Consider the following 16,699-nt stretch of genomic DNA (forward strand, 5'->3'; position numbering starts at 1 on the left):
GCAGACTAGAATAGAGCCTAACGCGCTCGCGTATGAGGTTTGTGAACCGTGCTTCTACTGCAACGCTTTCTTACGGTTGGCTGTGCCCTTGGGGTCGGTACATCGGTTTGGCTGATCGACAGCGTTCGTTCTGCTAGCGCCCAATTGACTGACGGAACCCTGACCGGTCAACAGGATAGTGAGTTCGGTTCTTTAGACGGTCCTGAAGGTCTCAATCCTATAGACCTTCTTCACCGTTCCCGCCTCAGTAATGGTCGGTCGCTCCAAGATTTCTCCAATGACAGCGAACGCAGTCTCAACAACGCGAGCTCCGATTTCCGCCAGCAGCAGCAGCAGCAACTGCGCCAGACCGAACAATCTGCTAGCGACACCGAGCCAGATGTGGGGCTTTAACCGATAAACTGCCTTCCGAGCAAGTCGTTAGTGAGTCGGCTGGTTGCGGTTCTGGGGTAGGTATCGGTTGTGTCGTCTATCCCAGAGAGAAGTTTGCCCTTGACTGAGGGCTGGCATAAATCAACCGCATAATTTTGTGCATTGACTCTAACTTTGATGAATTTCGCGGTGCCTTCCCTTCGGCAGGACTATGCCGGGTTTCGGGAGCGGTCGCTCCATGCGAAGGGCTCACAACCGAGGCACCTAGCAACACGGGTAAACTGCAATCCCGGTGCAGCAGATCTTAGGTTAAACTGGATGGGCGAAATCGGGATGTAGCGCAGCTTGGTAGCGCGCCTGCTTTGGGAGCAGGATGCCGCAGGTTCAAATCCTGTCATCCCGACTCGATCCCTCGCTCTGGAAACCTCAGTCCCGCCAGGCGATCGTGCCACAGTTTTCACGGTACTGCTTGCAGCTACGTTTGGCTCAACTATCCACCTAGGTTTACCCGTACATGAGCTCCGAGCCTGCTTCACCACTGCCGAGCATGACATCTGCCCCAGAAGAGCCGGGGTTCGGCTTGACGGCATATGCCGAGCGCCTGAACGGTCGTTTTGCGATGGTGGGGTTTGTCGCCTTACTAGTTATTGAGGTGCTGACCGGACAGGGTTTACTGCACTGGATGGGCGTGTTTTAAGAGTCAGAGCTGCGAACGATGCCCGCGCGGTTAGTTCGCGATCGTTCAGGTCGATGTAGGAGTTTATTCCCGAACGTTTTAGAATCGCGAGCGATTGCTTAGCTTCGAAACAAGCAAAAAATACCCGCGAGTGCGACACCCGCTCCGAGGACCGCCCGCAAGCTAAGTTTGTCGCCAAGGGCAAACGCGATCGGCAACACGAACAGGGGGCTGGTGGCACTGAGGGTTTGCGCAATGCCGGCAGGGGCGTGTTTAAGAGCGGTTTGCTGCAGCCAAATGCCCAGGTAGGTCCCGAGAAAAGCGGCAAGGGTAACGGTGGCGAGCAAGCGCGGCGATCGCACCAGCGAGGGGTGTTTTGCGGTTCGTTCCTGTGGGTCTTTATCTATGAGGACTGCCGATGTTCGTGGGGTGCCAGACCGAAACGACATCAGTGGCACCAAGCAAACCGTACCGGCTATAAGACGCAGAAGTGCGCTCCAAAGTGGCGAAATCTCCGTATCGACTAGGGCGGCGCGCGATAGCGATGCTCCGCCGGCTTGGGAGCCGGCAGCAAGCAATCCCCAGGCAATGCCGCGGGCAGTTTGGCGTCGGACCCGTGAAGACTCCACCCGTCGTTCGCCGATGGTCCAAGCAACACCGATCGCAGTTAGAGCAATCCCGAACCACGCACCGGGAGAGAGCACTTCGCCGAGACAGGTCAGGGCGAGGAGTGCGGTCAGGGGGGGAGCGAGGGTTTCGAAAAGTAATGCGCGGCGCGCGCCCAACGCATCGATCGAGTTAAAGAATGCTGTGTCGCCGATCCCAATGCCGACAGCCCCGCTTACCAACAGCAAGCCAACTGGTTGCCTGTCGATATCTGGAAACTCCGCCCCTGCGATCGGCAGGGTTGCGGCCAGGAACCCGATCGCAATGACGCCCTTGAGAAAGTTGAGTTGCAGGGGTGGCAGACGCTGCCCCAGACGTTCGTAAATTGCTGAGGCGATCGCCCAACACAATGCGGCCAGCAATGCCGCCAATTCTCCGCGATAGTTGACGTTCGAGTCGGTCATGGAAGGGATTGTCAATGTCTCGCGGGCGTTCGCATTAGCATATGGATTGGGCAATTGTGCGTCCAAACTGTCGAGCCGGCTCGCGCGATCGCCACCTGCAGCTTGTGAGCCCGTCCAACTGCGGACACATTGTAGATCTTGCAAGTCGGCTGCAGTTGAATATTGCGAGTGTTTTCGCTCCGCGGTCGAGTAATTGCGGCACAATCGGGACGACGTGTTTGTCTGCTGCCGGGATGTCCGACCAATCTCGCACTCCCTTGCTAGACGCCCTGCGATCGCGTGCCGAGCGTTCCCACGCGGCATTTTACCTACCGGGACACAAACAAGGCTGCGGTAGCTCACCTGCTTTGCGCGCCCTGCTCGGGAAATTGGCCTTGCAGGCCGACCTGCCCGAACTGCCGGAATTCGGCAACTTATTTCCACCAGACGGCCCGATACAGGATGCGCAGGAGCTAGCAGCTGCAGCGTTTGGGGCCGATCGCACTTGGTTTTCGGTAAATGGCTCGACGGCAGGAGTCATCGCGGCGATCGCGGCGGTTTGCGGACCTGATGACAAACTAGTGCTGCCGCGCAACGCCCATCGCTGCGCCCTCGCCGGGCTGATGCTGTCTGGGGCGCACCCGATTTTCGTGATGCCGGAACGCGATCGGACGAGAGATTTTCTGTTACCCGTGACGCCTGAAGCAATTGGGGCGGCACTGGACGCTCATCCCGACGCGCGGGCAGTGTTAGTGGTTTCGCCCACCTACCGCGGGGCAAGTGCAGATCTTAAGGCGATCGCGTCCTTGACCCACGCGCGGGATTTACCGTTGGTCGTCGACGAAGCGCACGGCGCGCATTTCGGGTTTCATCCAGCATTTCCGTCGCCAGCGCTGGCAGCAGGTGCCGATGCAGCGGTGCAATCTTGGCATAAAACTTTGGGCGCGCTCGTGCAAGCGGCCGCGGTGCACGTGCGGGGGACGCGGATCGATCGCGATCGCTTGAGCAATGCTCTGCAGATGGTGCACTCCAGCAGCCCCAGTCATTTGCTGCTGGCATCGCTGGATGCAGCCCGCCAACAGATTGCTGTGGGCGGACGAGATTTGCTGGATGGGGCTTTGCACCTGGCGGCAGAAGCCCGTGTGCGTCTGCAGTCGGTACCTGGGGTGTTACTGGCGGAAAGTGTTGACCCCTGCGATCCGCTTAGGCTGACGGTTGACCTTACCGGCGTGGGGCTGAGCGGCTACGAAGCGGATGAGTTGCTACATGCGGACTTTGATGTAACGGCCGAACTGCCAACGCTACAGGCACTAACGTTTGTGGTGACGTTTGGGAACGCGATCGCCGATATCGATCGCCTGGGGGGAGCACTGCAGGCGCTCGCTCGGACGCCGCGTTCCGCTCGGACGTTTCCTCACCTGCCGCTGCCACCCGGTGCTGTCGCCATGCGATCGCCTCGGGTTGCCTTCTTTACTCCCTCAGAAAGGGTGTTTTCAGGAGAGGCAATCGGGCGAGCAAGCGCGGAATCGATTTGCCTCTATCCACCGGGGATCCCGGTTTTGATTCCGGGGGAGGCGATCTCCGCGGAGAGCTTGAATTATCTAAAATCTGCGCGCGCGCTTGGTCATAGCGTCGCGATCGACGGCTGCAGCGACCCGAGCTTGGAAACGCTGCGCGTGCTGAGGGATTAGAGAGCACTTTTTGCGATTAACCGTTGCCGCATTACCGGCGATCGCCAAGCAGATAAAGGTTCATAGTGCATGCGTCCATCAAAGGCTTTCCTTGTCACTTCTCTAAGATCGGGCAGTAAGATCGCCAGTCCCCCGACGATCTTGCAAGTCCCTAACGACAAGGTGCGCCTATACGCCAAACCGCGTGCGACTCGGTTGCAGGCAATCGCCTCAGCCGCGCCCAAGACTCGGTAGCGGTAGTGTAAAACCACGACAAGCTCTCTTAGTAAAGTAAATGCCCAGAAGTTGAATGGACGAAAGCAACTCGCGATCGACGATAGTAGCTGCAGTCACCACCCCGTCACTCCCGAAAAAATCTCAGGAGCAATACGGCCGTGCTGGAACGAAAGCAAGTCCAGATCCGAGAGTTGCTGTAGAGATTTACCAAGATTCGCGTTACTGAAAGTACCCACTGCCCCTACCCTATACTCCGGACAAGGGGCAATGAAAGCACTCCACAACCAGCTAGCGTCCGTCGCGAGCGACTACATATCACTAAAAACCGAGATCCCATTGAGGACAGCTCAGTTACTGCGGCGGTACTGCATGTAAGCTGCCCAGTACAAGCCTGCAAGCGTTATTGCAACCAGTCCGAGGACGATGCCGAGCAATAGCGGTTCGATCATGTCATGTCTCCCTTGTTATACTTTTGTTGCGGGTACCGAGCGCCGACACGGATGGTATTACGCCCCCTGAGGTAGCCATTTTTACCTAACTTGCCGACAGGGTCAATAAATTTTAAGATATGTATATGGAGTTCGTTAAGATGCGGGCTCCTAGGTAAATATAACTACTGACAATAAATGAGTGCGATTGCCTCATCGCGTAAGTCGACCTCCCACCCGACTTCCAAGCAGGCCACCCTAAATAATGCGATACGGCAAAACACTGTGGACGAACCGCTCGCACAACCGTCGGATTTAGCGAGACGCCTCGCAGCGGTATTGGTGGTCGTGGTTCTTGCCCTTGTAGTTGCTTTTGTCGGTACTAATCTTTACCGCCTATCGGATCCCTACGTTCGGGAAGTCTTGGCGCTGACGAGTAACCCGGAGCGTGGTGAGGCAATCTTTCAGATTAATTGTGCGGGCTGCCACGGGCGTGGTGCCGACGGAAATGTCGGACCGAGTCTGCATAACCTTTCGCAACGAAAGTCAGAATTCGACATTATTCATCAAGTTACGAGTGGCAAAACGCCTCCGATGCCTGAGTTTCAGCCAACGTCTCAAGAGATGGCGGACTTACTGGGGTACTTAGAGACTCTATAGGGCAGTTGGGAGCGATGATAAAGCGATGTCAAAACTACGATGCTTGCTTTCCGACTAGCCTGGATTATTTATGAACTCCTATGCGGAGACCCTAAACCTTTTGCCGAGCAAGACTTACAGACTTTTTCTTACAATGACAGTGCGTTTCTGTACACGTAGATTGGAGCCTTGTCAGAGCAAGGTTTTGAGGCTTCGTCAAAATCTTCGTGAATTATCCAGGTTAGGTCAGTCGGGCAGATGTCAATAAGGCGGATCGATTAATTCGCTCTAGACCTTAGGTTGGCACGGCAGAAAGAACCCTTCAGCCGCCGTTACGCCACAATCCCGTAATTCTTCGCTGTACCCAATGGTTAGAGGACTATGGGCGCACAGATTGGCGAATGGCCAGTAAATGGTCTGAATGAATAATATGAGTCGAGAAGCTGGTTCGAGCATCTCAGGGCTAAAATATCGGTCCATCGGGACTTCCAACCCGGAGACAGTAAGGACGCTCCCTCTTGTCGACACTTCTTTTGAAATATCTACTGGAATATCTACTGCTCGCGCGCATCAGTTTCAACTCGCATCGCAATGCGCAATTTGGCCGAGCGCGCTCGCGAATTGGTCGCCAGCTCATCTTCGGCTGCAATCAGCGGCTTTTTAGTAAGTACGGTTAGTTCGGGGCAGTTGCGAAAGCAAAGTTTGACACGGCGATCCTCAAGACTGTGAAAGCTGATAATCCCGATCTTGCCGCCGGGAACAAGCCACTGCCACGCTCGTGCAAGTAACGTATCTAGGGCATCGAGTTCGCCGTTAACGGCGATGCGTAGTGCCTGGAACGCACGGGTAGCAGGATGAATGCGACCGTAGCGGTATTTGCGTGGGACGCTGCGGGCGATCGCCTCGGCCAAAGCAGTAGTACTCGCAAAAGGTCGCTGCGCGACGACAGCGCGGGCGATACGGCGCGAGAGACGCTCCTCCCCGAGGTGATAGAAAACATCCGCAAGGGCGTCGGCATCCCAATGATTGACAATATCGGCAGCTGTTAGTGACTGGGTGCGGTCCATGCGCATATCGAGCGGTGCCTCGTGCTGAAAGCTAAAGCCGCGTTCGGGGCGATCGAGTTGCGGCGAACTGACGCCGAGATCGGCAACGATGCCGTCAAAGCGGGTAGCTCCGGGGTCGAAATCGGCGAAATTTCCGTGCCATAAGACGACTCGATTCTCCCACGCACTCAGACGCGAGCGCGCGGCTGCTAGGGCTTGTTCGTCACGATCGATGCCCCACAAGCATACGTCAGCAGCTGCAGCGAGGATGGACCTGGAATGTCCGCCACCACCGACTGTCACGTCGAGATAAGATCCGCCAGCCCGAACGTCGAGTCCGCCGATCAATTCACGACAGAGGACGGAGACGTGTGCGAAATCGGTCTCGCGATTGGCAGCGGTGTTGGAATCATGCGGAACACCACTGCCGACGTTAGATATATCCACGTAAAACTCGGCTTTGGACTGATGCAAACATTGTCGCCGAACCGCTTGCACGACTGCCCGGTCATGGTGTTGCGATCGGGTAGAGGACCGAAGCTGGAGAGGCATTGTCAACTTAACGGTGTGCTTTAGAAAATCGACAGTATTTTTCGGATGGATGCCTCGGTCCGTTGGGTACACAGCGGCGTTCATTCCTGTCAAATCTTCCAGCTTTCACATCATTAGCTCGTGACCTCGATATTCTCCTGCGGTCGGTTGGTGCCGGTCTGACTTTTTCGCAAAGTTCGTAGCTAGCGGCCGGCAGGTTTCAAGCCTTTAGGGATTCCCAACAAGCAGAGGCTACTGAGATCGCACAACAGGAATCTTAGGCTTTCGATCGCTCCGAAGACCCACCAATTTTACCCACCAAAAGAAAATAGGAAATGTCATGACGACTGAGCCTACAGAGGAGTGTGCTGCTGCCTGGAGTTCCATAACCAACACCACGGCCAATAGCAATATCGGATATCAACGTGGCTCAGTGCGGATAATTTCTGTGGGCGCGCTTCAAACGCACGCTCAAGATCGTAGGCATCCTCATCGAGCCGAGTTCCAAACTGGCTAGACTGGGACCAGTAATGCTCCGGTTCTGATGCGGGCGATGCGAAAATGGTTTCGACGGTGGCCGATTAGCGCAATTGCGATCGTTCTGGCTCTGATGCTGGTTGCCTGTGGGAGCGGAACGCCACCGCTGGGTTTCGCGCCAGGTAAAGGGTTGGTCCGACAGGCGATTGCGTTGCAGCTACAACTTACAGGAGATCGCCTTGCCCGACAGCTCGATGCAGAACGTCCCGCAGCGATCGTGCGACGCGTCCGCATCCGAGACATGGAGCCAGTTTACGTGGCCAGTCTCCCGACGTACCACGTGCGCGGAACTTTTGCGTTGAAGCTCGACCTGCCGCAGCAACCGGTCGAACAAACCAATAATGACTTCGACCTCTATCTGCAGCGCCAGAGCGAAGGAAAAACCTGGCTCTTGCTAAGCCGTCAAACCGCTGACAGTGAGAACGAGGCGCAATGGACGAGCTATTTGCTTAAGCCGTTTTAAGCCGTTCTAGGTTTGGTTCGAGAGCTTTGAAGGTCTAAAGAAGGTTTAAAGTCTTTCTGGGACCGAACGTGGGAGGACGGCGCGATCGCTACCTGGAGAGACCATATCGTCAGCACGCCCGAGGTTCTGCGCGGCCGGCCGCGCATTGACGGCACGCGCATTCCCGTTAGTTTGATTTTGGGTTACTTTGCGGCTGGTAAGACCCTGGACGATATTATTTGGGAATTTCCCAACCTGAAGCCCGAGCAAGTCTTGGCATGTCTGGACTACGCGCGCGCGCTTGCCGAGTTCGACATCATTAGTTGAGCGATCGCCACACTTGGGAGTTGGTCCCCGCTGAGCGCTCGCACTCGCGTCCGGAAACCTCGAGGAATAGGCAGACGAGATGAGTATCTTTACCCTGCAAGATGTCAAGAAAGACTTCGGCACAAAGGAAATCTTGCGCGGGGCCTGCTTAAGTCTGGATGCAACGGACAAAATTGGTTTGATCGGCGTTAACGGTTCGGGAAAGTCGACGCTGTTGAAAATCCTGGCTGGTATCGAGCCCATTGACGGGGGCGAGCTCAACGTTAATGCCAATACCCGTCGCATCTACTTGCCGCAGCAGCCAGAAATCGACGGCGATCGCACCGCGATCGAGCAAGTTCTGGCCGACAGCGGCGAGCAAATCCAGCTGCTGCGCGAGTACGAAAGCGTATCGCGTCAGCTCGCTCAAACACCGGACGACGCGTTGTTAATGGCCCGATTCTCGGCGATTTCGCAGCGCCTCGATGCTGCTAGTGCGTGGGAGCTTGAAACCAAAGCCAAAATTATCCTCGGTCAGCTCGGGTTGTTCGACCTCGACATACCTGTCGGGCAACTGTCCGGGGGCGAACGCAAGCGTTTGGCGATCGCAGCAGCGCTGATCGCCGAACCCGACATGCTGCTGATGGACGAGCCAACCAACCACCTGGATGCCGATTCAGTGGAATGGCTGCAGGCTTACCTCAGCAGCTTTCGAGGCGCAATTTTGCTGGTCACGCACGATCGCTACTTTCTCGATCGCGTCACCAATCGCATCCTCGAAGTCGATCGCGGCGACGTGTACAGCTATGCAGGGAACTACGGCTACTACTTGGAGAAGAAAGCCCTGGCTGAAGACGCTGCGGCGAGCGCACAGCGCAAGCACCAAGGCGTCCTGCGCCGCGAGTTGGAATGGCTCAAACGCGGGCCGAAAGCACGCAGTACCAAACAAAAAGCTCGCATCGACAGCATCCGCGAACTCCAAGATACCGAGTTCAAGAGCGCACAGGGTAAGGTCGAGCTTTCCGCCCCCAGCCGGCGCTTAGGCAAGAAGGTCATCGAAGTTACGGGCATTGCCAAAACCTACGGCGATCGCGCGCTCGTGACCGACTTCAGCTACCAATTCGGACCGGGCGATCGCGTGGGCATCATCGGCGGCAATGGCGTCGGTAAGTCGACCCTGCTGGATATCGTGACGGGTCGGTTGGAACCGGATGCAGGGGCAGTCGATATCGGTGCGACGGTCCACATCGGTTACTTCGACCAGCATTCCGACCAACTGTGGGAACCGCAACGCGAAAATCAACGGGTTATTGAATATTTGAAGGAAGTAGGTGCGTCCGTGCGGACGGCAGACGGAACGCAAATTTCGGTCTCGCAAATGCTGGAGCGTTTTTTGTTCCCGCCCAATCAACAGTATTTGCCGATCCACAAACTTTCGGGAGGCGAGCGGCGGCGATTGTTTCTGCTGCGCGTGCTGATGGGCGCGCCGAATGTTTTGATCCTCGACGAGCCGACGAACGACCTCGACGTGCAAACGCTCTCCGTTCTCGAAGACTACCTCGAAGAATTCGGCGGCTGCGTCATTACGGTGTCGCACGATCGCTATTTTCTCGATCGCGTCGTCGGGTGCATATTTGCCTTTCGGGGAGACGGCGACATCCTTACGTATCCAGGCAACTATTCGGACTACTTGCAGCGTAAAGCCATCGAGGATGCCGAAGCAAAGGCACGCCAGGAAACTCCAGCTCCAGCGCCAGTTGCCGCCCAACCGAGTCCCCCGGGATCGCGGGGCGATAACGGAGATCGCGCCGCGACTAAACGGCGCCGCCTTTCGAATTGGGAACGCCGCGAGTTCGAGCAACTGGAAAACAAAATTGCCCAGCTCGAAACCGAAAAGACCGACACAGAATGCAAACTCAACTCGACGCCGCCCGCTCAATACGAGCGCATCCAAACCCTGTACGAAAAGCTTTCGACCCTCGACACGGCGATCGACACGGCAACCGAGCGTTGGATGGAACTTTCCGAACGCGACAGCGCGACAGCCGCCACTTGAAACAAGTCGCTTCGCCTCACGCCCGAGTAACCGACCGCTCACGCTCCAGGTAACAGAGCGGTTTTGAGACGGTCGAGGCCGCGTTGGGCAAGTTCGGAGTACCGAGCCTCGCCGCTGAGGATTCTGCCGATCGCGCGGGTCGCTCCTGCGCGTTTGACCCCCATTTGATAGCCCAGGCGCGGAAAGCGATAAAACAGGTCTGCTAAACGCCGCGCCCAAATCATCTCCGTCCCCCACTCGGTCGAGATCGTCTGCGAGTATCCGGCGATCGCGTCGAGATCGCCCGCCAAAGCGCGATCGACAGCTTCGGCCGCTTTTATACCGCTGAACATGGACGGACGGATGCCTTCAGCCGTGAGCGGATCGACGACACAGGCTGCTTCGCCTGCCAGCAAAGCGTTTTTCACGTGTAGGGTTTGGTTGCCGTTCCAAACGGAAATCGGGTGCGGGGCCTGGCTGGCCGTTGCCAGATCGACGCCAAAGGACTGCGCATAACGGGCGAGGGTTTGGCGCAAGTTTTGCGAGCCGCGATCGCCAAAGGCAGCGATGCCGATTGAGTACCCGTCGGCTTTCGGAAAGTTCCACAGATAGCCCTTGCGGACCATGCCAAATTCGAAGAACGCGCGCCGCTCGCACTGATCGGGGATTGCGAACTCGGCTTCTAGGGCACCCGCGATCGCGCGCTGGCGGTGGGCGAATCCCAGCCAGCGGGCCAGCGGTCCGCGACCGCCGTCGGCGGCAATCAGGTAGCGGCCGGCGAACTCGCCGATTTTGGTTTTAACGATCGCACCATCGCCGCCCAATTCGACGCCGGTTACGAGCGTGCCATCGCGCAGTTCGGCCCCTTGGCGTTGCGCTTGCTGCACGAGGAAATGGTCGAAGATGTCACGGCGCACCATCCAAATCGGCTCGCGGGTTTGCAACTCGACTTCCACGGGATCGCCGTTATTCCAGGTGTGGTGCGTAACGTCGATTTTGAGGGAAATGGCCGGACTGAAGTCGAAGTCGAACCACTCTTGAACGATCGGCGCGACGCCGCCGCCGCAGGGCTTGTAGCGCGGGAGCGTGGCTTTGTCCAACACGAGTGTCGAACGCCCGCGTTTGGCCAGATGATAGGCAGCGCTCCCGCCACTCGGGCCGGCGCCGACGATGATGCAATCAAATACGCGATCGGTCACGATGGGGTCGTCCTATAAAGCGCAACGGAGCGCGCGCTGCGGTTATCCGGGTCGAGGGACGCTAACCGGCAAATCTAGCTCGCGTGCGTGCGTGCAAATAGGCGCGCGCCCGGCGCCCTTCCCGCGCGATCGCCTCGACGATCGGCTCTGGCAGCCCATTTGCGAGTTCGGCAGCACGCTCGAAATGGACAATCGCTTGCCGCACTAGTCGGACATCCTCGCGTTCTTTGCCCAGGTTATACAGAATCTGCGCGTTTAGGTAATGAATTTCGGGGTTTTGCGGGGTCGCGCGCAGAGCCGCTGCGGCGTAGATCTCCGCTTTGGCAAAGGCATCGCGATCGCGGTGCGCCAGGGCAATGCCGCGATCGACCAGATACTGCGGTGCGGCGTACCGCTCGAAGCGGGCAATCGCGCCGGCCGGCTCGAACAAGGGCAAGTTTGAAGCCAGCAGCAACTCCAAGTAGCCGCGCATCAAGTTTAACTCCGGATCCGCGGGCGCTCTTTGCCGGGCGCGCTCGAAGCCATCGAGCACCGCCGGCAGGTGTTGCACCGCGGCAAATGTCCCCTCGCGTTCGAGCGCATGGGCACCGGCTAGCAGATTCCCAACGGCCTTGTACAAATCCGCGCGTAACGGATCGCGATCGCGTAAATTTGCGGCCGCTTGCAAGGTGCGTTCGGAATTGGCAAGCAGAGCATCCCAGTCTTCGGCTGTGTAGGCGATCGCGCCTTGCAACGCGTAAGTTAGTGGGTCGGTATCGGCGGCCGACACGAGTAATTCTTCGGCGCGAGTGTAGTCGCCGTCAACAAAGAGTGCGGCAAATGCGGCTTCAGTTTGGGCGCCGATCGCGCGGGCATTCAGGGTACGGAACGGATCGGCGATCGCGTTGGTGATGCCGGTCAGCCACAACACCCCGCAGGCGAGACCCGCCCACAGTATCCGACCAAACTGATTGTCCGGGCAACTACAATAGCCCAAGGCTCGCATGCGCGAGCGAATTGTCGTCACTGGGCGCGCTCTCTCCTGTCCGGAGGTTGTCTCTGGGTTCGTCAATGCTAAAGCTCCAAAATCTGGTTTACCATCCCCCGGCAACCTCCGAGCCGATCTTGCGCGACATTAATATGCAGCTCCCTGCAAAGCAGTTCGGTTTGGTGGTCGGACCGAGCGGTTCCGGGAAAACAACGCTGCTGGAAATCCTCGCCGGGCTGGCCGAGCACTCTAGCGGACACATTTTTTGGGGCGAGCAGCCGCTGACGTTCCTGCACCTGCAGCAGCTTGCCGGACTCGTCTTCCAGTTTCCCGAACGCCATTTTTGCGGCGACACGATCCTCGAAGAACTGCGCCTCGGCCACCCGGAACTCGGCATGTCGCAAGTTCGTAAAGTATTACAGGAAGTCGGGCTGGCCGAGGCGCGCCTGGCGACAGCCCCCCACGCTCTTAGCGGCGGGCAGCAACGCCGCTTGGCACTGGCCGTGCAACTCATCAGGCAACCCAGCATTCTTTTATTAGACGAGCCGACAGCCGGCCTCGATTGGTCGATGCGCCGCCAGCTGGCTGGGTTGCTCGGTCGCCTCAAGCAGCACTGGACGTTGTTGGCCGTGACTCACGATCCGGGAGACTTGCTGGCGATCGCCGACTGCTGTTGGTCGATTAACCAAGGCGAGCTCCGCTCGGTTGCGCCGGCAGAGGTTGCCCGGCCGCTCGCGCGATCGCTTACTTAATCGATGTTGAGAAACAAGCGAATACCAGTATGCTATGGGACATTCGCAAATTACGATTTCCTTAGAGCGCATAAGGTCTGGACGATGGCACTGGAATATCCCGAGTCGTTGAAGTACGCCGATAGCCACGAGTACGCAAGCATTGAGGGCGATGTCGCCACGGTCGGACTCAGCGCCTATGCGGTCGACCAGCTAGGCGACATCGTTTTTGTCGAACTTCCGGAACCGGGAGACACGTTTGAGGCTGGCGAAGAAGTTAGCTCGGTAGAGTCGGTTAAGGCCGTTGGTACGGTGTACGCGCCGGTATCGGGCGAGGTTGTGGACGTGAACGAAGCACTCGTCGATACACCCGAACTGCTCAACAAGGAGCCCTATGAGGGAGCATGGCTGATCAAAATTCGCATGAGCAACCCATCCGAACTGGACAAGTTGCTGCCTGTCGATCGCTACCGCCCCCTGGTAGAAGGCGAATAATTGCGTAGACGAGACAACCGCAGGCGCGATCGCGGCACCAATGATGACCGACGTCCCGACCGATCCATGTCCTTCAACTGTTTTTTAGTTAATAACTACTTGTCTGTGAACGGGGAATCTCCAGCTATACACAAAGCTTTAGCTGGATGAGCGTGAACCTCTAACCTACTGCTACCCAGTGGTTCGCGAGCTCGAGCTGGCGGATCAGTTCCAAAACGCGATCGCTTGCTTCTTGGCGACCGCTGTCGCGATAGGCGATCGCGCCACGCTGTAGGTCCCCGAGCGCGGCCTCGTCGTCACCGAGGCGGTGGCGGGCAAGTCCGCGTGCGACGTAGATTGGGGCACGATCGGAGGCGTGGGGTATGGCGCGAGTTAAGTCGGAAACCGCTGCCCGATAGTCGGCAAGCAAATGACAAATGCAGCCGCGGTTGTAAAGCGCGCGGGAACTCCCGCGGTCGAGAGCGATCGCGTTGGTGAAGTCTTGCCGGGCTTGCTCGTAGCGCCCGAGTTGCCAGTAAACGATGCCGCGATCGGTCAAAATTGCCGCGCGCTCTCCGCGACTTGGCATACTGTTGCGCGCGGCGAAGTCTAGGGCCTGCGACAAATCGAATAGAGCCCGATCGCTGTCGCCCAAAGCCGAGTAAGCCAACCCCCGGTTGTAAAGGGCTGGCAAGCGGTGAGCTGCGCTGGCGCTCGCGATCTCAAAGTCCGCGATCGCCTCTTGATGGTCGCTCAACCGATAACGAGCCAAGCCGCGATGTAAACGCGCGGCGGCGTCGTCGGGGGCAATCGCAATGACGGCAGTACAGTCAGAGATCGCTTCGCGGTAGTTTCCGGCCTCCAACTGCTGCAGGCAAAGGTGATTGCGCGCGGCAATCTCGCCTGCAGCTGGAGGAACAACTGCCTCAGTTGCTAGCCACGGGGGTGCGATCGCAACATCGATTGTTAAGGTTAGCGCTAGTAAGCAAGTAGCGAAAATCAAGCGCAACAATTGCTTTATTCCTGGTAGGCGTTCGCCAATGGTGACCGAACGTTCGCGAGGCTCTACTTCCACAAGCACCTTGCTGACACGTTCTTCAATAACCCCAAAGGGTGCGGAACGCAAGGCGATCGCCTCGAAAGTAGCGCGATCGCCTTGCGGTAAAGTAGCTCTGCAATATGGTTAGGAACGCGGCCAGCCTTTTTCGGCTGGGTAGAGAACGTACCCAGCGACCGTCTCGGTCTGAGCGTCGGTCAGGCGTCCCTGAAATCGCGGCATTGCATTTTTCCATAGGTTACTTGCTTGACGATTGCTTCTTGCGAATACATACCGAACTGCTCCAAAGCATCCATCTTCAAGGTCTTGTTTGCCATGATGTGGTTGATTCACGAAGCGTGGCAAGCTGCGCAGTTCGACTGAAAGAGTTGTGCGCCGTTCGGTTCCGCCAATGCCGGACGCGTCCAGATCCAGGTCAAACAGGGCGCAAGCAGACAGGTAGAAACAACAATTTGTTTCAGGGCTATCAAGTCTCTCCAACGGGAAGCAAGTGTAAGCCGGTCACAACGTTAAAGGCGGACAGCCATTACAGTCAACAGACAGCTCGTCATAGTAAACATGAAAAGATGTCCTAAACCGTGATTCGTCTGATGACATCTTGGCTCCAAGCCGCCGCTTTTTGGGGGACGTGGGAGTGTTGTCTCGACCGTCAATTGCGGTCGCCGAAAGATGCGAAGCATGTTTTGAATAGTTCTGACCTCGAGTCAATGCCGACACTTTGCCTGTCAAAAAAGTCTCAGCATGTAATTAGTTTTCATATTAAGAAGATATGACTCGGCATAGCTTGACTACCACCCCGAGCAGTGATTGGCTCGATATTAGGTGGATCGAGCGTTGCTATGCTTTGCGTGAAGTCGATAGCCTTTTTTGTATTGAATCCTCGCCTGTTGCAGGATATCAGTCGAAAACAACTGTACGATTGTTATATTCAAGTACGCGATTCTGTAGGTGAAGCCAAACTGCCTTAGATAAAACAATCCGCTCTACATCTTTACCTTTTCTGATCAGGTCGATTTCCGAGTCGCGGTGGCTTACTCTTATCACTTCTTGATCGATGATAGGACCACCATCAAGTTCCTCGGTAACGTAATGGGCGGTTGCACCGACAATTTTGACGCCGCGTTGATAAGCTCGCCGATAAGGGTGTGCGCCGGGGAAAGCCGGGAGGAATGAGTGGTGAATATTAATGACTCTAGAAAACTTAGCAAGGAATGCAGGACTGAGGATCTGCATGTATTTAGCAAGTACCACTAAGTCAATGTCATATTTATGGAGCAGCTCGAGCTGTTGTCTCTCTCGATCGCCCCTGTTTGTTTTATCGATGGGTATGTAATGGAAGTCAATTTCAAACTGTTTGGCAATTGGTTCTAATTTTCGATGGTTGCTGATGATTAAAGGGATGGTAGCTCGCAGTTCACCAGATTGATGTCGCCATAACAAATCAAGTAGACAATGCTCTTGTTTGCTAACCCAGATAGCCAGTCGAGGAATGCTATCTGAAAAATGTAGTTGCCAACTAGCTTCTAGCTCTGAAGCCAGCTTGGAAAACTCATATTCGATCGCTTTGCGCTCGAGCTCGAACCCATCCATGCTCCATTCTAGACGGGTGAGAAATACTCCTTGAACCCGATCGGTATGGTGGTCGGCATGAATGATATTACCGTTGTTGGCATGAATAAAACCTGAAAGAGTGGCAACCAGTCCGCGTCTGTCCGGACAGGAAACTAATATTGTTGCTGTTGGCGGGAGTGTGCTAGACATCTTGGGAGAGCTATGGTGCAACTATGACTTCCTCGATTAGCGAAACGCAACGAGGAATTTCTACACTTGCATACCGGCACTAGCAGCCATGTGCAGCGATCGCGAGAAAACTGGTTCCAGAAGTTCCCTTAAACCGCGGTGCATAGTAAACAAGCAAGGACTATTGCACGAATAATAGCTGGCATCGTTCCCAGGAAGCCAAACGTTGAAACAAACCTTTAATCAAAAAGCTATTGGGCACCTCGATTAATTCGCTCAAGATCGAAGTTCAGCACAGCAGCCTAGGCATTTCAGTAGCCAATACACTAAATTCCCGCAATCTATAGAGGTCCCTTATTAGAACAGCAGGAGTTCCTGGAGCTTCGATCTTACTGACTCAGCTCCATTGTCTGGTGGCATCGAATTGGGTTTGCATGCTGTCGTCGATTATGGCTTGCTCCTCATGCGAAAAAGCGTATTTGTGATATCCTCTGGGCAGAGCCCTGACACTTCAATTATTCCTCCAGATTGAGAAGACACCCAAGACTATCATTGCCGTAACT

The 16,699-nt window shown here is 56.3% G+C and carries 16 protein-coding genes and 1 tRNA gene; 10 read left to right on the forward strand and 7 right to left on the reverse strand.

Going from position 1 to position 16,699, the window contains the following annotated elements:
• The first annotated feature begins 48 nt into the window (after positions 1–48).
• The 3 genes from KR51_RS15040 to KR51_RS15050 all read left to right on the forward strand — a co-directional run bounded on the left by KR51_RS15040 (position 49) and on the right by KR51_RS15050 (position 1,069).
• Complete coding sequence (locus KR51_RS15040; RefSeq protein ID WP_022608952.1) at positions 49–393, forward strand: hypothetical protein; 345 nt, start codon at positions 49–51, stop codon at positions 391–393.
• A gap of 308 nt (positions 394–701) precedes the next feature.
• Positions 702–775, forward strand: a tRNA-Pro gene (locus KR51_RS15045).
• 111 nt (positions 776–886) lie between these two features.
• Entirely contained in the window at positions 887–1,069 is a 183-nt protein-coding gene (locus tag KR51_RS15050) for a chlorophyll a/b-binding protein (RefSeq protein WP_022608953.1), read from the forward strand.
• A gap of 98 nt (positions 1,070–1,167) precedes the next feature.
• Here the strand turns inward: KR51_RS15050 and KR51_RS15055 are convergent, their stop codons facing one another.
• On the reverse strand, positions 1,168–2,118 hold the full coding sequence (locus tag KR51_RS15055) for a DMT family transporter (RefSeq protein ID WP_022608954.1): 951 nt from the start codon (positions 2,116–2,118) through the stop codon (positions 1,168–1,170).
• 233 nt (positions 2,119–2,351) lie between these two features.
• Between KR51_RS15055 and KR51_RS15060 the strand changes: the two genes are divergently transcribed.
• Positions 2,352–3,788, forward strand: a complete 1,437-nt coding sequence (locus KR51_RS15060; RefSeq protein WP_022608955.1) for an aminotransferase class I/II-fold pyridoxal phosphate-dependent enzyme — start codon at positions 2,352–2,354, stop codon at positions 3,786–3,788.
• Positions 3,789–4,351: 563 nt separating this feature from the next.
• Here KR51_RS15060 and petG read toward each other — a convergent pair.
• Positions 4,352–4,453: a cytochrome b6-f complex subunit V gene (gene petG, locus KR51_RS18460; protein WP_022608956.1), complete on the reverse strand. Its 102-nt coding sequence runs from the start codon at positions 4,451–4,453 to the stop codon at positions 4,352–4,354.
• A 264-nt stretch (positions 4,454–4,717) separates the two neighbouring features.
• Between petG and KR51_RS15065 the strand changes: the two genes are divergently transcribed.
• Complete coding sequence (locus KR51_RS15065) at positions 4,718–5,092, forward strand: c-type cytochrome (protein ID WP_040656489.1); 375 nt, start codon at positions 4,718–4,720, stop codon at positions 5,090–5,092.
• Positions 5,093–5,625: 533 nt separating this feature from the next.
• Here KR51_RS15065 and rsmH read toward each other — a convergent pair.
• The gene (rsmH, locus tag KR51_RS15070; RefSeq protein WP_040656520.1) at positions 5,626–6,558 is read right to left on the reverse strand and encodes a 16S rRNA (cytosine(1402)-N(4))-methyltransferase RsmH; all 933 of its coding nucleotides are present in this window, start codon (positions 6,556–6,558) and stop codon (positions 5,626–5,628) included.
• 643 nt (positions 6,559–7,201) lie between these two features.
• Between rsmH and KR51_RS15075 the strand changes: the two genes are divergently transcribed.
• The 3 genes from KR51_RS15075 to KR51_RS15085 all read left to right on the forward strand — a co-directional run bounded on the left by KR51_RS15075 (position 7,202) and on the right by KR51_RS15085 (position 9,989).
• Positions 7,202–7,648, forward strand: a complete 447-nt coding sequence (locus KR51_RS15075) for a lipocalin/fatty-acid binding family protein (RefSeq protein WP_040656522.1) — start codon at positions 7,202–7,204, stop codon at positions 7,646–7,648.
• Positions 7,649–7,753: 105 nt separating this feature from the next.
• Positions 7,754–7,954, forward strand: coding sequence for a DUF433 domain-containing protein (locus KR51_RS15080; RefSeq protein ID WP_269634922.1), 201 nt, complete (start codon positions 7,754–7,756; stop codon positions 7,952–7,954).
• Positions 7,955–8,033: 79 nt separating this feature from the next.
• Entirely contained in the window at positions 8,034–9,989 is a 1,956-nt protein-coding gene (locus KR51_RS15085) for an ABC-F family ATP-binding cassette domain-containing protein (protein WP_022608964.1), read from the forward strand.
• Positions 9,990–10,027: 38 nt separating this feature from the next.
• Here the strand turns inward: KR51_RS15085 and KR51_RS15090 are convergent, their stop codons facing one another.
• Entirely contained in the window at positions 10,028–11,167 is a 1,140-nt protein-coding gene (locus KR51_RS15090; protein ID WP_022608965.1) for a geranylgeranyl reductase family protein, read from the reverse strand.
• Between the two features lie 61 nt (positions 11,168–11,228).
• A complete protein-coding gene (locus KR51_RS15095; RefSeq protein ID WP_022608966.1) occupies positions 11,229–12,173 on the reverse strand; it encodes a Sll0314/Alr1548 family TPR repeat-containing protein in 945 nt (314 codons plus the stop codon).
• Between the two features lie 44 nt (positions 12,174–12,217).
• On the opposite strand from KR51_RS15095, the gene KR51_RS15100 reads away from it, so the two are divergent.
• Both KR51_RS15100 and gcvH read left to right on the forward strand, forming a co-directional pair.
• Entirely contained in the window at positions 12,218–12,886 is a 669-nt protein-coding gene (locus tag KR51_RS15100; protein WP_022608967.1) for an ABC transporter ATP-binding protein, read from the forward strand.
• A gap of 84 nt (positions 12,887–12,970) precedes the next feature.
• Positions 12,971–13,360 carry a glycine cleavage system protein GcvH gene (gene gcvH, locus KR51_RS15105; RefSeq protein ID WP_022608968.1) on the forward strand — a complete coding sequence of 130 codons (390 nt, stop codon included), beginning with the start codon at positions 12,971–12,973 and terminating at the stop codon, positions 13,358–13,360.
• 160 nt (positions 13,361–13,520) lie between these two features.
• Here the strand turns inward: gcvH and KR51_RS15110 are convergent, their stop codons facing one another.
• Positions 13,521–14,465: a tetratricopeptide repeat protein gene (locus KR51_RS15110; RefSeq protein WP_051358242.1), complete on the reverse strand. Its 945-nt coding sequence runs from the start codon at positions 14,463–14,465 to the stop codon at positions 13,521–13,523.
• Between the two features lie 828 nt (positions 14,466–15,293).
• Positions 15,294–16,157, reverse strand: coding sequence for a formyltetrahydrofolate deformylase (gene purU / locus KR51_RS15120; protein WP_022608969.1), 864 nt, complete (start codon positions 16,155–16,157; stop codon positions 15,294–15,296).
• Positions 16,158–16,699 lie beyond the last annotated feature (542 nt).

The organism is Rubidibacter lacunae KORDI 51-2 (assembly GCF_000473895.1).
GTDB classification, from domain to species: domain Bacteria; phylum Cyanobacteriota; class Cyanobacteriia; order Cyanobacteriales; family Rubidibacteraceae; genus Rubidibacter; species Rubidibacter lacunae.